The following is an 18,371-nucleotide window of genomic DNA, read 5'->3' as shown; positions in this document are numbered from 1 at the left end:
CGTGAAAAGTGTAGTTGAGTCAATTTGTATATCAGGCCTTTCTTCTTCAAAAGTAATGGACTACCTATCAAATTATTTTAGAAGAGGATTTAGCTTTGGCAGCACTGTGTATATGGGGGATATGTCCAATGAGCCAATTAGACACTTATACAAAAATATTGAGAAAGAGCGTGTCTCCACACGCTTAAAAGATGGGCATGGAGAAACGTATGATATCCTGAAACGCTTAGCTTATGCTTTGGATTGCTCTCCTGCATTAGCAGCATCTTTCTTAATTGAAGCCAGTATAAGAAATTCAGATTTTGTTGATGAGTACATGACTAGGCATTTAGAAGAAGAATTGGACCAAGGGAGAATAAAGGAGCTAAAAGAGGTGTTAAAATTCATCAATAAAAATAACCCTTATAAGGAAGAGTACAGTTTACACAATTTAATTTCTTATATTATGGATGAACTAAAGGTAGGAGCAACTAGCTTGGGATCTTCTGTCCAAAACTGGTTAGAGAGTATACAACATAAAAAATAATTTAATAAAAACCTTTGAATCTAATCTTCAAAGGTTTTTTGCTTATCTTTTATTTCATTATATAAAATTTTTGCACCTAACGGACTTAGAACCACGTTATCTGCATATCTACGGTTTTGGGATGTTATCTCACCAGTGGTTAGACATTGATTAGATTATTTGTATTTTTTTATTTCTATATGGTCATCTTCCAGTAAAATCTCTACTTCATCATCTTTACCTATATACATTAGCTTTCTTAGCTCAATGGGAATTACTATACGCCCCACTGTATTTATCTTTCTTAACGTACTTAGTCCCTTCATGCTGACTCTCCTTTTATATGGTCATAAGTACAACTTTCGTATTATACTATAAATGTATAAATCGACCAATATTAATTTTGCAAACTAGGTTTTAAGATACAGGTTTAGAACTTTTTCTTAGGTTTCTCTTGTACATAAGTACACGTACGCTCATGTTCACGTGAGAAGAAATGATCTTGTTTATGATAAACTTTCACTCCACAAGAGGGGCAAGCAAAGAAACCCACTTTAGGATCTTGAGTCACTTCATGTGCATAAAACTCACCAGGTGTTTCAAACATCACTACATGGTTCGCTTTCTCAATCTTAGCTCTCATACCAGCATCTCCCACCTTATTTTGAGTTTAATTCCATAATAAGGGTTAATAGTGTGAATTGTAAAAGGAAATGTATAGATATCTATTATGGAGAAAAAGAATTTTATACCAACTATCCATAGACATACAAACCTAGTTACATATGCGTTATATCTGACATGGTAGCTTTTATACATAAGCTGATAAGAATACGAATTGCCATTTTTAAACTATATGGGTTAAAAAAAGGCCTGTATCTACTTAGACACAGGCCTTTTTTTCAGTTACCATAAATTTGATTATAGGAAGTAGACTTTTCAATCTATTACTTTGCTAAAGTTCGTAAAACTACATGCATTTTAAAGAACGTTCATAAATTGTTTTCAATTTTAAACGAACGCCGAGAATGATAATTTTTTTATACAAACACACATTCCGCAAACGTATACTTTTGCGGACAAGATATTTGATGTTCCTCAAAATGTTGAAGGAATAAAGCTAAAGGTTCTTTTAAGCTTTTTTGCTTTAACCAAAACAAAAAAAGTAAATTAATCCTTTTCAAGAATTAATTTACTTATATCTAAAGCAAGTCTTTTTAATAAGATTTTTTGCACCTGAATTATTTATTATATATAAATCTTATTGAATTTAATGCTTATCCTTATTAATCTAAAAAGCTATAACGTTGATCAACATATGCTGTCTTTTTAGTTTTATTTAAGCTTACAAGTTTAATTGTACTTCTAATTTCAAAATATTTCGTTCCACTGAATAAGCCTGCTCCGCCTTTAACACTGTAATCTCCATAACCGTTGATATCTTGTCCAGCTTTTGAAGCAGTACTATCTGTAACTTCTGTACTTGCAGAAGTTATGTCAAATACACTTAAATAACTTTCTGTAGGGCTTTTTGACGTATATCTCATTTTTAAACCATAGTCTCCAACTGAATAATGATTAGCTAAAGATATTTTACCAGCTTTTGCTCCAAATGAAGTAAACGTAATTGTTGCTGTATAGCGTCTGCTTCCATAGCCTTTAGTCTCTTTTCTATAAGGGGATAATGATTGTCCTTGCAGTACATAGTCATCATCTTCAGAAACATCACTAGCTTCGAATTTAACATCACTACCATCAGATAAGGTAATCTCATTTGATGTGTATCCTGTTTTCTGTAATTCCTCTGAGTCGAGACCTTCAGAACCTTCTTGTAGCTCTTCCATAATCTCCTCTTCATATCCTTCTTTCGCTTCCTCAGTAGCATTTTCAAAAATAGATTCTGTAATCTCTATTTTGTCATCATGATTCAAATCTGCAACTTCTGGATTTTCATTAACTTCTTTTAATGTTTCCATCAGCTCTTGTTCAGTCTCAATCGGCGAATTTTGAATGAATTCTTCTTTATCCGAGCTAGCAGCACTTGCAGGAATACTATTTAATACTCCAAAAGCTAAAGTTAATGTAGTTACACCTGTAAGAAACCTTTTTTTATTCAATATAAAAACTCCTGTCATTTGGTATTAACTATTTTAGAAAAAATTGTTGAATAATTTCCATTATTTGAGCTTAATAATTCGATTATGGTTTCATTAGACAATAATACATCTCTTTGAGACGCGTAATCTTTTAATAAGGCTATGAAACCTGACAATAATGCTGTAGATTGGGAGGTCCCGGATGTATATTCAATATGTCCAAATTGATTAATACTTTTAATTTGATCACCAGGTACGTTAAGAATTGTGTTACTTGGGTTATTAGTAAAGTTAGATACCGATCCGTCTTTTGAAATTGATCCAACAGAAATTACATTTTTTTTACTTGCTGGAAACATCAAATCATTAGTTGAATAATCACCAGACGCAGCTACTACAGTTATTCCTTGTTTTGTAGCCTTGTCAATCATATTAGACACATCTTGGTTATACTTATAGCTTCCTAGACTCAAATTTATAATTGTACAATGCAAGTCAATAGATTTTTGAATAGCATCTGCCATTGTAGAAGGTTTGATTAAACCTTCTGAGTCTACTACTTTAAGAGATATTACTTCAACTTTCGGAGCAATACCTAAAATTTCATTTCTATATCCTTTAATAAGTGAATACATCATTGTCCCATGTCCGACTTCATCATACTCATTGTCTAAGTTAGTAACATTTAATTCATTATTATTTTCCGTTTGAAACTTTGATATCCCACTGTCTATAAGTGCTATTTTTTGTGTTTTCCCTGTAGAATACTGATGCAATTTTTTGTATTCCATATATTTTACATGCCATCCATAATCCACTATAACTTTACTGCTAAAGGGAATAACAAATAATACAGACAAAACTACAATTAAAGAAAAACTTTTTAATAAATTATAACCTTTTAACCTTAGACATAAGTAAACAAACACAAACAAGCTAAGCAATAAGTAGTTCATATAATATTTAATCTCTTTCTAATTAAAAGTACTTTTAGTTGAACAGGTATTTCAGATTATTTTTTTACAAAAAATCCTTATATGTACAACTTTAGAACTATTCCGGAATATGTTAAAAATAACATTTATGCTACCTTTTGTAAATATATAATTTTGACATTATATTTTATTATGGTTAATTTAATAGTCTAACATTACCCAAAAGTAAGGCATATATTAAAAGAACACTGCTGTATATCCTAAAATAGCAAAGAAAATTAATACAGCTTGCATACATATTCCTATTACACTAAAGATTCCTCCTGTAATTGCATATCCCTTTCCTTTTTCTTGAGTACTTTTTATTTCTTTGGTACTTTGAATAGAAAATATAAGACCTGCAATTCCAATGATTATACCAATATAAGGTATAATCATCGCCAAGACTCCTAAAATAATTGAAATAATTGACTTACCGTTGTTTTTTTCCATAATATGAACCCCCAAAAAGTTTTATAGTCTTTTATACCATATATAACTATATTTGGATATAGTTTTTAAAATTTTTACTAACTTAATTTTTTGGATTTATATTTTCAAAAATTTAAAACCATAGGTCATTTTAAAGAAGAATTAGAACCTTTTATAAATATACTAATACTCACGTTGTATATCGTATACAACTTAAAAACAGAAAAACTTCCCCAATCCATTAAGGAAGTTTTCTGTTTAAAATCTGAATAAAAAAGTCCGTAGATGCCTAACGGAGTCTTATGTCGTTCGTTCAAGGAGCAAAAATAATATGTATTATTTTCAAGAACAATTACTTATTAAAAAAATATGTTGACTGAGTTTGGACATTGTAGACATAGAAATGTAGTTAAGTATTTGTTTCTTTCATCCCTTTTTGAAACCATTTATTAAATTGATGCGCAACAAATAATAAAAAAGCGAAAATAGGAATATTCAAAAGCTCGTTTTTAAGTGGTCTTGCCAGTTCCGTATAGTGTCCAATAAAAAAAGCGTATTGATTAGCTATAATAACAAATAGAGTATAGTGGAAAATAACTTTTGTTCGGCTACTTGAAGATGGATATGTTACTTCAAAGAACATAGCAAAAGCCGGATAGATTAGATAGTGAAGGGAAAATCTTAGGTTTGTTGCATAGGGAAATTCTCTGAATGGAAATTTTACTCGTTTAAAATAGACAGATAAAAAGACAGATATCCATGCAATAGCTTGACCAAACAAGAATGCCATTTGAGCTCTTCCTTTTAAAGGTGCAGGAATTTTCCATAAATACAGGCTGATTACTACTATCCATGAACAAATTAAAATTATAATTTCTTTTTTCATATTTCACCCTTTTAACCACTTTTTTCTAAAGTATATGTAATATTGATGATTTTAAAAATAAGGAAATCCATACTGTAATAAAAGTCCAATACCATCTCCACTCATGATACTGAACAAGGTTTGTTTTCCATTCCAACAAAACTTCCATAAGTGTAAAGAAAACAATGATAACCGTATAGTAAAGAAACCTGAACCATAATGGTTGTTGAGAAGGATAATTTAAGCTAAATAAAATAGCTACTACAGGAAATAAGAAAAATTCAAAGCTAAAACTAGCTCTATTCACCTCATTTGTCCGTGAGAATAATGCTACTGGATAGCTAATCCACCTCATTTCTACCACGAAAAGTCCAGAAACCCACGTAATACTTTGAAGAAATAGTCCTATAACCCAAGCCTCTCTTGCTCTTTCTCTAGGGGTAAACTTCCACAATAAAAATATACCAAATAATAAAGAAGCTACTAGCAACCATCGATCTAAACTTATTATGTCCACCCTCTTACTGTAAATATTTTCAGTCTTAGCCATATTGAAGAATTTTATTTAGAACCAGGAGGTTTTGTTCTGGTAAGCCGTTTTATGTTAACAAAAAATGTATACCTTTACGAACTTTTCTTTATTATGCAAATGATTTTAGATTGATTATTAAAACCAATAATGTTAATTATAAAGTTTAAAAGATTAATATTACTATCAAGGTTATTAATTACATAAAGGATGAGTAACGATGCAAAAACATACCCATAAAGTAGCCTGGTGTTCCTTGTGCGATCAAGGATGGGTAGAAATTTGTAAAGATATAAAGACTAAGGAACTTTTTGTAGTATGTGATGAATGTGAATCAAGATGGGAACATCCTCTTGATACTGTGAAGAGTAGTATAGCTACTACAATCTTTGATGAGGATATAGAAATCTCAGAACCAACTGAAGAAGAGATTGTTTTAAAAGGTTGGAAGAAATATATTCTTGATTCATATTGAATAAAATCATTATTTTTATGTAAATAAAATGTATAATTTTATATTTTTCAGAATGTCATTATTGATATAAAAAAGAAGCCATTACGATAGTTTGGCTTCTTTTCACGTGTACAATGAATTTAGTTTCTATTTTCGTCAGACCATTTGTCTTCACTATCGATCCATTTGTTCTTTTTTAAATCAAAAGATTCTATATCATCATGAAAGTCTAGATAAGCAGGCAGCTTTATTCCACCATCGGCAGCTTTATTCCAACAAGAAATAAACCAGTTTGAAATCAATTCTTTCTCAGCAGCAGATATTTCTTCTTCATTTTGTTCATAAAAATCCCAAAACTCATCTGAATGCTCGTCGGCTAGCTCATAGTATTCAAACCCTTCAAGTAGCTCATAACTACCTGAAAAAATGGCACGATCGTTTCCTTCATAGAAAACTTCGTTCGCTTCATTGTCCATAGAAAACATCATAATAGACAAATCAAATGGCTGAATGAAGATTTCAAAGTCCAGTAAATCAATGCCCTTATAATAATGAAAAGTATGTACTTTTTTGATATTGTTAATTAACTTATCTTCATTTTGTTCAAGTGTTTTCTTTAATGAACCTATATATGAATCAACCGTAAATAACTTATCACCTTTATTTTCTTCGTTTGTATGCTTCCAAGTATCAAAACGCTCATTAATCTTTGTATTAATAGCCTCATAATTATTCCACGTATCTTCTACCTCATAAAGGGATTTTATATGAGGAAATATAGCTTCATAATCATCTAAATAAGTTCCTTTATCGAAATCAAAGTAATCTTTTGTAAAGGCCCTTCCTTCCGCATTCAGCATATCGCTGGCAAAGACGCCATCCCATTCCATATATATTTCAGTTCCGGTCATATTCTTTTGTTTAAACTTTATAATATCCTGCGCAGCCTCTTCCTCAAATTCTTTGCTATATAAGTTTTCTTCAATAATCCAACCGAGATACATTCCAGTATGAACGAATGCCTGTTTTTCACTCAAGTTACTCGGGAAATCCCCTTCATAATGCCATTTAGCTTTATCATAGACGGTTGTCATGGTCTCTTCCTCTTCCTCTTTCTCTATATCTATATCTTCTATTAAGGTAGTTTCTTCTTGTTCACGACTACTTTTTTTATTTAATGAGTCTTCGCAGCCTTGCAGGAACAAAATAATAAACACAAAAAATGGAATGCACTTTAATTTATACAAAATTCCCTCCATGAATTACATTAAAAGTAAACGATATACTGCATTATATACTGTAGGGGTTAAACAATATATACTAAACCAATGAAAATAGGATTATAGCAAAAAAATGTAGTCTCTAAAAAACTGGTTTAGCTTAATCATTGTTTGCGGCTATAACTACTTTTTAATTGCTTTGGATCTAGTGGAGGTACACGAAATAATTGCTTTAGAAAATCATCGAAAGTATCTGCTATTTTGATATACTCCCATTCTGTAGTATCGTGTGTTAAACCTGAGAAGTTTTCTGCGATGTACATAACAGTAGGATCTTGTGATCTATTACGATAATCCAACACGACCCAATAGTGAAAATCCGTCCACAAAACTACAAATTCACCGGTGAGCTTGACTTCTTCTAATAGTTCTTTGGAAGATAAGATACTTACATCATCGTTTTCAAAATGTATAGGGTCAATTGCATTAATGCTTGCTCTTCCTCCATAAGGAATACTTTCGGTATCTCCATCGGGTAACATAAAGTATGGATAGTTTAATCCCCCACCATTTCTTACTTTCATTAAATCCAATAATGAACTAGGTAACTTAACACCTAAAATAACTTCAGCTTGCTTTATGATTTCATCATTTATCGGATAATCTATACGCTTATATTCACTATCGACGCTCCAAAAACTATCTCCCTGATAAAATTCTTTTTTCAAAACTTCACCTTCTTCAATCTAATGTCCATAAACTTTATAATTTTACTTCGGATATACTTTCTAGATTATCTGTAATCCCCTTAATTAATCCTTCTAGTTTATATACAAAATCATCAATTTGGTTTAATTCAGTAATAAGATAAAAATTCACGCGTGTTTTATCATCTTAATCTATTAATTGGTCATTAATTTGTACTACTCTTGATCCTTCTGGGAAGGTTGAGCACACTTTTTGTATGGATGAATATCTATCCTCGTTTGAAAACAAGAAAAAACCTGCTCCATCATGGAAAATAGTTATGAATGTAGTATCTTCTTCTGTCTTAAAGATAGGGATAGATACATTTTTCCACCTGCCCCATTCCTTAACTCTCTTGAGCTCAAAACTTAAATTTTCAGAATAAGAAAGTGAATAAAATTCGTTCATATTAGCAAGATAAAAGGTATGTTCTAATACTAAGGATAATGTACGCGCGTCTTTAATTGGTAAAGTAAAGCGTCGAGGGTGATAGGTAACCCGTTTAAAAAATGTATAGTAGGCTTGTTTTTCCTCTAATAATTCATACCTATATTCTATACCTAATTGGTTAAATTCCTCTTCAAACTCCTCTGCCATCATATCATCACAAAGGAATGTAAGATATAAAGGATACCTATCCTGCCCAATTAAGAAATTGCGTAAGAATTCCCTTTGTTCATCCCTATCGTCAACACTTTCCATTGTTTCAGATATAAAGTAAACAGAATCAATAGGTCCTTCCAATTGAACATAGTGCCCCACCATTTCATCAAACTCCACATTTAACTGCTCTTGTTGAATCCAAATTTCGCTCATATAAAACCTCCTTCCCATATAAAAGAACCTGCAAAAAAAACAGTAATTTTTCTTATTTGACCTCAAAAATTTGCTGCATCTTATATAGAAAAATAGTTAGGGTTTGAATTTGTATGTCTAAAACAGCCGTACAAATAACATCTGGTTTCTACTTGAGGCTTATAATCTATAATAGGAGCTTTCCCCTTATAAATTTCTCTAACTGCATTTTTAATGAAAGTAATCTCTTCCATTGTTTCTTCTTCGTATTCATCTTTAAAATCTTCTTCCTCATCTGGATCTTGAATGACTTCCTTTATCTCTTTTTCTTTTCTTTGAATAGTTTTAGAAGCAATGTCTTCGATTTCTTTTATTTTTGAAAGCTTCCATAACGAGTAAAAATAAGTTGGAAGAAATGCTTCTGAATAAAAATCCCAATCTAACTTAGAGTAGATATCAACAAATTCCTCATAATCCCCCAGAATATAATATATTTCAGCTATATCAGCTTCCAATGCTTCTTCCTCTTTTTCACTCAAAAAAAGTAATTCTTTTGCAACTTTTCTTGCTTCTGATCCCCTTCCTAGTTGTGCTAGACAAATTCCATAGCTAAGTAACGGAAACAAACTATAATTGTTACAGGATCGTAGTGGGTGCGCTTTATGAAAACATTCAGCAGCTTCAGGTAACATTCCTTTTTTGTAGTAACATAACCCAAGATTATTTAGATTTTCTAGTGAAGGTGTTAAGTGGATCCCTTTTTTTAATACATTTATGGCTTCTTCATACTTTTCTTTTTTTATGTACATCTCACCCATTAAGTTATAGATAAAATAATGCCCAGGTTTATTTTTCAATAAATCTTCCACTATATCAAATGCTTCTTTATCTGCCATTTCCCATGTATAAGACATGGATTCTTCTTCTGCCTCTTCTTCAAAACCTTGTGTTTCTTTAGTATTACTCGTAGCCTCTATAATTGGTTTTCCTTCTGTAAAATAAAAATAGGCTAAATTATAAAGGGTTTGAACAGAAGGTTTAATTTTAGCAGCAGTTTGTAGTTGAAAAAATGCTTCTTCATATTCATTTGTCTCCATAAGCACTATAGCAAGCTCATTTCTTAGCTTTACGTTGTGAGGGTCCTGTTCAACTTGCTTTTGCATTTCAAGCGCAATCTCTTCAAAATCTATTTCATCATACTTGCTCATATTCATACTCCTTCTAAACATTAAACTCAATTTTATCTGTAGGCTTAGTAAAGTTCCTTATGTACAACAACAAAATAAAAAGCCACCCAGTATTTGCAGGACAGGTGGCTTTTTACTATAAAATGCATGTGCAGACATATAATAACACATTTTTTACCTTACGGACTATATTTTTCTGTACGAGCATATGAATAAAAGGTGTGTTTTTTATGCATCATCTCTTCAACTACCTGTAAGGAGAATTCCGTCATATCAACGATGTATAAAAAACTGCATATTCTATAAAAGTGACCCTTGAAGAACCCTTACTTCCATAAGGGTTCTCTTTTTTGATGTCTTCCGGAAAGAGTGATTATGTAAACTGGTTTTGTATATGATATTCACTCTTAGTTAACAAATAGATTTAGAATTAAACTGGTATTCTATCTTCTTTGGTTGTTGGTTGAGAAATAACAAGAAATTCAACGTTTTCATTAGATTTGTTCATCATTTGATGAGGAACATGAGGAGGAACTTCTACACCTTCAAGGGGTGCTATATTTTCTAATTGTCCATCTACCTCTAGTGTAGCAGTACCATTTAATACAAAGAAAAATTGGCGAGATTTTGTATGATAATGACGTACTTCGGAGGTATTAGGTGGCATCTGTTCGTGAATTACACTTAAATCATTTTGATTTACCAAACGCCATCCATCACATTTGTCTCCCCATATATAATGTTCTGCACTTTCTTTACTAATTTTCATTTTTATCAATGTCCTTTCGTTGTTATCAGATAATTATGTAAAAACCAATAATACAACTATAACTTTCAAGAAGTTTTTTTACAATAAATCCCTTCCGATAATACGTTTTATGTTAACTAAAAATGAATGAAATATACATAAAAAGAGAGCTCATTCATGGTGCCAAATTTATAACACCAAAACAAGCATGGAAAGAAGCATTTAAATATATAAAGCTCTATTACAATACCATAAGAATGCACCTTCTTTGTGTTACCTTTCCCTATTGGATATGAAAAAGACTATTTATTATAATAGCTTAACTTAATATCTAGTGAATATTGACAAGTCCACCTTAATGTTATTACATAGGACATTCTACGTAATGCTTCGGAGCTGTTTACTTAATCGTAAAAGAGTTTCTTTATCTTTATTCATTAAAGCTTGTTCCATCTGCATCAAAATTTCTGTTTTTTGAACGTCGCGTAGATTTTTCATCGACAAGAGTTTATCAAACGTAGTACTCATGTCTTATATTCCTCCTATCCTTGCGCAACTTTGCGCATCTGGCTTATTTTGGTTTCTACATCTTTCGCTTTTCCACGTTTGAAACCTTTTTATTTAAGGTAGTAAATAATAACTATTACCTAATTATTATCTCTTTATTTATAGTTTGATAATAAAAGCCCTCTGCTCAAAATCTCGACACGATGAGATCTTTTCATTAAAGCGATCCTTTCTCTTTAATTATTTTTCCTAATACTTTATTAATTAGTTCCATCTGTCTCTTACTTAATCAATGTGAAAGCAAGATTTGTTTGTAACTTTCTCTCCCTTAAATTAGATAAAGCTCAAATCCTTCTTACCGTTTTGATTCACAATACCCTTTACAATTCTTAATAACCCTTCTGCATCATTAAGGTTAACTAATTCTACAGGTGAATGTGAGTATCTGCGAGGAGTTGATAAAATGCCTACTGGTATACCTTTGTTTGATGAGCTCAAGCTTGCTGCGTCAGTTGTATATCCGTCCCCAATGAGTGTAAGGACTTGTAAAGGGACACTGGCTGCTAGGGCCTGCTCTTCGATTATTTCCCTTACCTTAGGATGAATGTATTGAAAATTCATATTGCCTCTGACGCCATCGGCTATCGGACACACTGGTCCTTTACCCAAATATACCGGCAAGGCCTTTTCTGTTTGAATGTCAGGTGTATCACCAGCTGGAATGGTGTCTAACACGATCGCATAATCTGGTTCAATTGAATTTGCCACCATCATAGCGCCTCGAAGTCCAACTTCTTCCTGAACGGTAATAACTCCAAATAAAGTTCCTGAAAAATCCATACTTTTTAATTCTTTAAATAGTTCAATTAAAATAGCACAGTGTATGCGGTTGTCCACCGATTTTGTACATACTAAATCTTTATTATCCATTTCCATAAAATCACTCTGAAAAACAATTGGATCTCCAATCTTGATGCCCATCCGTTCTACATCTTCTCTGGATGAGACCCCTACATCAATATAGCATTCTCGAGTTGTTTTAACTCGGGTACTCTCCTCTGGAGTTTGCATATGTCCTGCTTTAATTCCAATGATGCCTGGTAGCTTATTTCTGGTTACCCACACCTTCCTTCCTAATAGCAACTGGTCAGAAATCCCTCCTATCTTATCGAACATAATAAACCCATCCTGCAAAATATTTTTAACACAGAAGCCTACTTCATCGGAATGGCTGGATATCATTAATTTTGGCCCTGGTGTACGTCCATTTTTAACAGCAATAACATTTCCATAAGCATCAATGTTTACTTCATCAGCATAAGGTAATAAGCTATTCTTTAAATATTTTACAACATCCTGCTCTGATCCAGATACACCAACTAATCCTGTTAAATCTCTAAGCGCATTCTTTATCTTTTCTTTTATCTCCTGCTTTTCTATTGGCAATACTTCCACCTTTTTTTCAATGATATTCTTCATTTACTCTTCCTCCTTTTTATCTACACATGACTTTCTTCAGAAGTTCATTTTATCGTTTTAGTTGAAACCTCATTTAAAAACGTGGCAATAAATAATTTTCCGATAATTAACATAGATCGTTCATCCACATCGAAATTTGGGTGATGATGAGGATAAACTGCTTCCATGTCTAGATTTCTCCCTCCTACCCAGAAGAAACAGCCAGGCACTTCCTTTAAGTAGTAAGAAAAGTCTTCCATTCCCATTTGTGGCATTACCTTCTTTACATTCTGTTCCCCTACGACCTTTTTAGCAGATAATTCAACTCTTTTTGTTTCTTCTGGATGATTCCACAAAGCAGGATATCCTCTTTGGTAGGTGTAAACCCCAGTAGCTCCAGCACCTTCGCAGGTTGAATTTGTGATTCGCCGGATTGCTTTCTCAATTAAACACTGTACGTCCTCGCTAAATGTTCGAACCGTTCCTCTAATTTTTGCTGAATTCGCAATGACATTATAAGCATCACCACTATTAAGTGAACCAACTGTGAGAACAGCTGGTTTGAGTGGATCGACGTGTCTACTTACGATCTGTTGGAGATTTAAAGTAAGTTGGCTACCAACTATGACAGCATCTATCGTTAGTTCTGGTGTAGCACCGTGGCCCCCTTTTCCAATAATATCAATTTCAAACTTATCACCGGCTGCCATTAGGTACCCTTCGTTCACGCCTACTGTGCCAAACGGAAGATGAGAAGCCACATGAGCCCCATAAATTACATCAACTCCTTGAAGGCATCCATCTTCAATCATTGGCTTAGCACCTCCAGGAATAACTTCTTCTGCGAATTGATAAATAAATACAACATCTCCCTCGATCTCATCTTTTACTTCACTTAATACTTTTGCGACACCAAGCAAAGCTGCCGTATGAATATCATGACCGCAAGCATGCATTACACCAGGAATACGAGACTTATACGCAACATTTTTTTGATCTTGAATAGGCAAAGCATCGAAGTCAGCTCGAAAAGCTACTGTCTTTCCAGGCTTACCTCCTCTTAAAATTCCTACTACCCCTCTACCTCCGACATTTTCCCTTACTACCAAACCAAAACCTCTTAAAAGATTAGCAATTTTATTAGGTGTTTCTTTTTCATGAAATGATAGCTCCGGATACATGTGAAAATCTCTACGTAGTTGCACGAGCCTTGGATAGAATTCTTCTAAACTCTTAAACAAATTTTCAATCATACTGTACATCTCCTTTTCAAATAGATTGAGAACTTGTTACCTTTGAATCAGCTATTGATTTTTTTGTGAATAAACTAACAGTTGTCATTAGAATTATGTTTATAACTAAAGCGACAACACCTACATTTAAGTCTTTTAATACCTGCGGCAGTAGAGGAAACAATGTACCTATGGTTACATTGGTTAGAGTCATATAGGCAACAGTAGCAATTCCACCTATCATGCCTAATGCTGCGCCCTGTTTTGTAACAACATTATTTCTAAATATACTAAAGAGAATTGGAGGAAATAACTGAGTAATGAAGTTATAGGCCATAAGAAGAAGAGTTACAATTGAATTTCCGCCATTTAGTGTAAAATACACACAAATAAGTGAAAGAACAGGGACTAGCATCTTAGCAAGATTGGAAATCTGCCGATCTGTAGCTGACGGCACACAAACTTTATATACATTTTTTGAGAGTGAAGTAGCTGCAGCCATTAAAAGCATAGAACCTGGAACTAAGGCTGTTAACAAACCAGCTGCTCCGATTACACCCACAAACCAAGGATCAAATGTTTGAATTGACAAGCGAAGTAAAGCAAGGTCGGTATTAACTCCTTTGAGATTTGGTACTTGTTTAATAGCTGCAAATCCAACAAAAAAGATGAACAATAACATTAAGGTGTACAAGGGGGTAATAACTGCGTTTTTACGAATAGCCTTTGAGCTTGATGCAGAATATGTAGCTACAAACAAGTGGGGCCACATTAATCCACCAATACTTGTAATGATGACAGTAGAGATAAACCAGGAAATACTCAGTCCTTCATCAGGTAACGTAAGGAATTCGGGATTTGAAGTTTGAATTTCTCTAAACATGGGCTCTATTCCACCGTAATAATGGAATGGAATATATAGACCAATAAATAGAACGACACAAAATATTAAAATATCCTTAATAACAGCTGTCCAAGCTGATCCATGTATGCCTGAAATCATGACATAAATAGTAACTACTGCTACTCCAATCCAAACAGCAACAGTAGGTGAAATCATACCGTAAGATGCTTCCGAAACAATAATGCCTAAACCCTTTAATTGAAGAACAATATAAGGAATCATGGATACAACACCAATTGTTGCAGCTAAGATACCTAAATAAGGGCTTTTATACTTGCTTGCAAAGAAGTCTGATTGGGATACTAAATTATATTTTTTTGCATATCTCCAAATGCTGGGATAAAACCAATAAAAAACACAGTAAGTTAGACTTAAATAAGCAATAATATAAAGTGCTGGTCCGCCTTTTCCATATGCCCAGGAGCTTGCACCAAGAAAGGTAAAAGTAGTATAGGATTCTCCTGCCATTAAAAGAAAAACAAAAATAGTTCCAAATCCCCTACCTCCTACAGTCCATTGTTCAAGATCCATATTCTTTCCTTTCCTGGCTTTAATCCCCATATAAATAACTATTGTAAGAAAACCCATAAGAGTAAAAAGTGAAGCATTCATTCGATATCGCCACCTTCTTGATTAGATGGATCTAATTTAAAAACAATTCCCATTATTACAGACGTTAGAATAACCCATAATACAATCCAAAACATGAGAAACGGCATTCCTAAAACATAAGGTTCTACTCGATTAACAATTGGAAGAAAACAAAGCATTCCTATAAAAGGTAAAAAACTTAAAAAATGAATTCCCTTCATTCTTTTGCACTCCTCTACTCATATTTAGACCTTAATGGAAATCTTTGATGATTAAATTGATTATATATTTACAGATAAGTATAAATTTTCAGAAAAAATGTTGCAATATAGGTTTTTCACTTTTAAACTTTACTTAGATGTAGGTTTTTACAATAAGGAGGATTTATGAAATGGATAGTACAAAACTTCTCCTCTCTTACTTAGAGAAACAGGTATGTACTAATTCTTATGAAGTGTGGATTCGTACTTATCAATTGGGTTATCAATATTATAAAGATGGAGTAAAAAGTGACGTAGAAAAAAAACCACCTTTTATCTGTCTTAATTCAATGAATAGTATAAGAAACAAAACTTTTTTTCATTTTGACTATTTAAAAAACTGCGAGATATTCATTTTAATAAATAAAGTAGAAATTAATCTAAATATGGAGTATTTGAATATTATCTATCACCATCTCTCTCAGCAAGAATCAATTCGTACAAAAGATTTAGAGGTAAATAATCTTATCGCTGGAACTCAATCTATTACGTCCTCCTTGGAACTAGAGGAATTACTAATCAAAATTATAGAAAATGCAGTAAAAGTTATTCCTGCTACTAATTCAGGTATATTGCAACTATATGAATCTAATATTGATAGACTTGTTCCGAAGGCAGCTGTAGGGTTCAAAAAGAACATTGAGTTATTTAAAGTGAAGGTTGGTGAGTCGATTACAGGAAAAGTATTCGAAGATGGTAAAGCCCGAATTTATTATTCAAAAGACGAAGTTTATGATGGTATGAGTAATCACCACATATCAGGAGAGAATTTCCAACATATCTTATCTGCATCTCAAACGCCCGATATTAAAGGTGCTGTATGCGTTCCGGTTGAAATTGAAGAAAAAAGAATGGGCGTTCTTATTGTACATCAGCTTTATAAAGAAACAAAGTTAACAGACTATCACTTGCACCTTCTAAAAGGATTTGCTTCTCAAGCAGCGATCGCCATTCGAAATGCCCAGCTTTATTTCGAACTAAAGATTCAATTAGATGAAGTTACCCTATTAAGCGAACAATTAAAAAAGAACAACGAATTTCTTACTAAAAGAAATCAAGTACATGGAAAATTAACACAACTTTCCTTAAAAAATGAAGGACCAGAAGCCATTTTATCAGAAATTAAACGCATGCTTAGAAAACCATTTTTTTACTATGATTACTTAGAAAATCAATGGTTTCCAAATGACAGGGACTTTATCCCGTTCCTAAGCACATTGGAAATTGAACAGTTTGTTATGGAAAAAAATCGCCCTGTATATATTGATATTTCCAATGATGATAAGAGCTATTATTTATACCCTATCACGAACGGTGCAGTTTTCTTAGGATGCTTTATAATACCTATACACGAGTCACTCTCTCATCTTGATCAAATTATAATTGAACAAAGTAGCATCCTCCTTGCTTTAGAGTTAGGGAAAAAATTAACAGTAGCCGAGCTATATTATAAAAAAACACAAGAAGTCTTTAATAAAATCGTACAAAGCCAAGACCCTAAGTGGCTTCAATCAAAAGGGAAAGAGTTTAATTTAGATTTTAACTCTTTTTTATTTGTTGCTGTCTTTGAATTAATTGATTATGATGACCTTCAAAAGTTAGAAGTAACCATTCATATCTTAATATTGCAAATAAAAAAAAGATTAAAACATATAGCGTTGATGATTTATGGTTCTCATAACAAAATAGTAGTTCTTATTTCCATGCAGGATTCGAACTTTTTCCCTAATATTATAAAAGAATTTCGCATAATGATTAAACAATGGACAGATGATAAAAATCTTCGTTTAAGAATAGGAACAGGTAACTTGTACAAAGGCATTGAAAATGTAAGAAAAACATATGATGAGGCTGGCCAGTCACTTGACTATATGCAAAAACGAAACAAATTGGGGATTTTATCTTATGATAGAATTGGAGTAAACCGTTTATTCTTACAACAATCTGAAATCGAAATTTCGAAATTTTGGGAAGAAGTATTCACACCATTATATACAGAGTACGCAATAAATAATGATCTAGAGAAAACTCTCCTTTTTTACATTAAGAACAACAAGTCAGCAATTAACACAGCTAAGCAACTTCATGTACATATTAACACAATATACCAACGATTAAGAAAAATTGAATTACAATTGGACATGCGATTAGATGATCCTGAAGATTCTTTAAAGATCCAGTTAGCTTGCCACTTAAGAGATACGTTTCATAATTATAAATAGTTACGAGTTCATTCTTAATGGTATCTTGTCTTATTAGCCAAAGAGTTCTGGTGCAAAATCATTTCCTATAAACGTAGAGAACCCAGTTTCTTTAATTTGTTAGTTTATGAAACGATTCCAAACAATCTATGAATGATTTTTTGGGGACAGGCTTCTCCTCTTGAAGAGTCTGTCCTTTTTTATTTTGTTTATAGTCTCTATCCCTGCAATAATTCGTTTTGCAGTTCGTAAAGGCTTGAATCCAAGCATCGGATATGTCAGTTTTTTAATAAAATGATGAACCTGTTCTAAAATATTGTTGAGATATTTAACTTGCCTCAGTTTGATGCCTTGAGGCATCTTCTTTTCTTCTTTTAATTCCTGCATTGCTATAGGACAGGCCTGGTTCTTGTCTACTGTAATTACAAAAGGTTTAGAAACATACAAAAAAGCCAATGCTTTCTTAAAAAACGCTTAGCTGCTTGTTTATCTCTTAATGCACTTAGGTAAAAGTTAATGATATGCCTTTTTAAATCTACTGTATGGTATAAGTACATTCATTTCACTTTTACTTTGATATATGTTTCATCTACTCTCCAAAAGTCATTTTTGCATCAAAACCATAATATTAATAATTGCCAAAAAAGAAAAATTAACAATATAAAT

20 protein-coding genes and 3 pseudogenes are annotated in these 18,371 nt (G+C 32.5%); 4 read left to right on the top strand and 19 right to left on the bottom strand.

Annotated elements, in window-relative coordinates; translation table 11 throughout:
* Positions 1-526: hypothetical protein (locus tag AC1VNJ_RS24305; protein WP_482641452.1), on the top strand; the 526-nt coding region annotated here is incomplete at its 5' end.
* Positions 527-546: 20 nt separating this feature from the next.
* Here the strand turns inward: AC1VNJ_RS24305 and AC1VNJ_RS24300 are convergent.
* From AC1VNJ_RS24300 to AC1VNJ_RS24265, 8 genes and pseudogenes are all read right to left on the bottom strand, one after another.
* Positions 547-660, bottom strand: a pseudogene (locus AC1VNJ_RS24300) (AbrB family transcriptional regulator); the annotation flags it as partial.
* A 21-nt stretch (positions 661-681) separates the two neighbouring features.
* A complete protein-coding gene (locus tag AC1VNJ_RS24295) occupies positions 682-831 on the bottom strand; it encodes an AbrB/MazE/SpoVT family DNA-binding domain-containing protein (RefSeq protein WP_482641451.1) in 150 nt (49 codons plus the stop codon).
* Between the two features lie 104 nt (positions 832-935).
* Positions 936-1,148 (bottom strand): hypothetical protein, encoded by a 213-nt coding sequence (locus AC1VNJ_RS24290; protein WP_482641450.1) that lies wholly within the window; start codon positions 1,146-1,148, stop codon positions 936-938.
* Between the two features lie 643 nt (positions 1,149-1,791).
* Positions 1,792-2,622, bottom strand: coding sequence for a hypothetical protein (locus AC1VNJ_RS24285; protein WP_482641449.1), 831 nt, complete (start codon positions 2,620-2,622; stop codon positions 1,792-1,794).
* A gap of 14 nt (positions 2,623-2,636) precedes the next feature.
* Complete coding sequence (locus AC1VNJ_RS24280) at positions 2,637-3,557, bottom strand: S8 family peptidase (protein ID WP_482641448.1); 921 nt, start codon at positions 3,555-3,557, stop codon at positions 2,637-2,639.
* 216 nt (positions 3,558-3,773) lie between these two features.
* Entirely contained in the window at positions 3,774-4,028 is a 255-nt protein-coding gene (locus AC1VNJ_RS24275; RefSeq protein WP_482641447.1) for a DUF4190 domain-containing protein, read from the bottom strand.
* 388 nt (positions 4,029-4,416) lie between these two features.
* On the bottom strand, positions 4,417-4,893 hold the full coding sequence (locus AC1VNJ_RS24270) for a CBO0543 family protein (RefSeq protein ID WP_482641446.1): 477 nt from the start codon (positions 4,891-4,893) through the stop codon (positions 4,417-4,419).
* Positions 4,894-4,918: 25 nt separating this feature from the next.
* Positions 4,919-5,422: a CBO0543 family protein gene (locus tag AC1VNJ_RS24265; RefSeq protein ID WP_482641445.1), complete on the bottom strand. Its 504-nt coding sequence runs from the start codon at positions 5,420-5,422 to the stop codon at positions 4,919-4,921.
* Between the two features lie 199 nt (positions 5,423-5,621).
* On the opposite strand from AC1VNJ_RS24265, the gene AC1VNJ_RS24260 reads away from it, so the two are divergent.
* Positions 5,622-5,876, top strand: a complete 255-nt coding sequence (locus AC1VNJ_RS24260; protein ID WP_482641444.1) for a hypothetical protein — start codon at positions 5,622-5,624, stop codon at positions 5,874-5,876.
* 659 nt (positions 5,877-6,535) lie between these two features.
* Here the strand turns inward: AC1VNJ_RS24260 and AC1VNJ_RS24255 are convergent.
* From AC1VNJ_RS24255 to AC1VNJ_RS24235, 5 genes and pseudogenes are all read right to left on the bottom strand, one after another.
* Positions 6,536-6,949 (bottom strand): annotated as a pseudogene (locus tag AC1VNJ_RS24255) (DUF7832 domain-containing protein); the annotation flags it as partial.
* 290 nt (positions 6,950-7,239) lie between these two features.
* On the bottom strand, positions 7,240-7,803 hold the full coding sequence (locus AC1VNJ_RS24250) for an SMI1/KNR4 family protein (protein ID WP_482641443.1): 564 nt from the start codon (positions 7,801-7,803) through the stop codon (positions 7,240-7,242).
* A gap of 166 nt (positions 7,804-7,969) precedes the next feature.
* A complete protein-coding gene (locus AC1VNJ_RS24245; RefSeq protein ID WP_482641442.1) occupies positions 7,970-8,638 on the bottom strand; it encodes a hypothetical protein in 669 nt (222 codons plus the stop codon).
* A gap of 80 nt (positions 8,639-8,718) precedes the next feature.
* Positions 8,719-9,825, bottom strand: coding sequence for a tetratricopeptide repeat protein (locus AC1VNJ_RS24240; RefSeq protein WP_323600331.1), 1,107 nt, complete (start codon positions 9,823-9,825; stop codon positions 8,719-8,721).
* A 409-nt stretch (positions 9,826-10,234) separates the two neighbouring features.
* Entirely contained in the window at positions 10,235-10,573 is a 339-nt protein-coding gene (locus AC1VNJ_RS24235; protein ID WP_482641441.1) for a cupin domain-containing protein, read from the bottom strand.
* 122 nt (positions 10,574-10,695) lie between these two features.
* On the opposite strand from AC1VNJ_RS24235, the gene AC1VNJ_RS24230 reads away from it, so the two are divergent.
* Positions 10,696-10,848 carry an IS3 family transposase gene (locus tag AC1VNJ_RS24230; RefSeq protein ID WP_482641440.1) on the top strand — a complete coding sequence of 51 codons (153 nt, stop codon included), beginning with the start codon at positions 10,696-10,698 and terminating at the stop codon, positions 10,846-10,848.
* 82 nt (positions 10,849-10,930) lie between these two features.
* Here AC1VNJ_RS24230 and AC1VNJ_RS24225 read toward each other — a convergent pair whose 3' ends face one another.
* The 5 genes from AC1VNJ_RS24225 to AC1VNJ_RS24205 all read right to left on the bottom strand — a co-directional run bounded on the left by AC1VNJ_RS24225 (position 10,931) and on the right by AC1VNJ_RS24205 (position 15,465).
* A complete protein-coding gene (locus tag AC1VNJ_RS24225; protein ID WP_482641439.1) occupies positions 10,931-11,080 on the bottom strand; it encodes a hypothetical protein in 150 nt (49 codons plus the stop codon).
* 312 nt (positions 11,081-11,392) lie between these two features.
* Positions 11,393-12,538, bottom strand: coding sequence for a M42 family metallopeptidase (locus AC1VNJ_RS24220; RefSeq protein WP_482641438.1), 1,146 nt, complete (start codon positions 12,536-12,538; stop codon positions 11,393-11,395).
* A 44-nt stretch (positions 12,539-12,582) separates the two neighbouring features.
* The gene (locus AC1VNJ_RS24215) at positions 12,583-13,770 is read right to left on the bottom strand and encodes a M20 metallopeptidase family protein (RefSeq protein WP_482641437.1); all 1,188 of its coding nucleotides are present in this window, start codon (positions 13,768-13,770) and stop codon (positions 12,583-12,585) included.
* A gap of 16 nt (positions 13,771-13,786) precedes the next feature.
* Positions 13,787-15,265 (bottom strand): sodium:solute symporter family protein, encoded by a 1,479-nt coding sequence (locus tag AC1VNJ_RS24210; RefSeq protein WP_482641436.1) that lies wholly within the window; start codon positions 15,263-15,265, stop codon positions 13,787-13,789.
* Positions 15,262-15,465 (bottom strand): DUF3311 domain-containing protein, encoded by a 204-nt coding sequence (locus tag AC1VNJ_RS24205; RefSeq protein WP_482641435.1) that lies wholly within the window; start codon positions 15,463-15,465, stop codon positions 15,262-15,264. The genes AC1VNJ_RS24210 and AC1VNJ_RS24205 overlap by 4 nt, the downstream gene beginning before the upstream one ends.
* Before the next feature lie 170 nt (positions 15,466-15,635).
* Here AC1VNJ_RS24205 and AC1VNJ_RS24200 point away from each other — a divergent pair, with 170 nt between their 5' ends.
* Positions 15,636-17,726: a helix-turn-helix domain-containing protein gene (locus AC1VNJ_RS24200; protein ID WP_482641434.1), complete on the top strand. Its 2,091-nt coding sequence runs from the start codon at positions 15,636-15,638 to the stop codon at positions 17,724-17,726.
* A 104-nt stretch (positions 17,727-17,830) separates the two neighbouring features.
* Here AC1VNJ_RS24200 and AC1VNJ_RS24195 read toward each other — a convergent pair.
* A pseudogene (locus AC1VNJ_RS24195) lies at positions 17,831-18,313 on the bottom strand (IS6 family transposase); the annotation flags it as partial.
* Between the last annotated feature and the right edge of the window lie 58 nt (positions 18,314-18,371).

It is taken from the genome of Priestia sp. 3CA3 (genome assembly GCF_056836725.1).
This window is presented reverse-complemented; position numbering and strand designations above follow the sequence as displayed.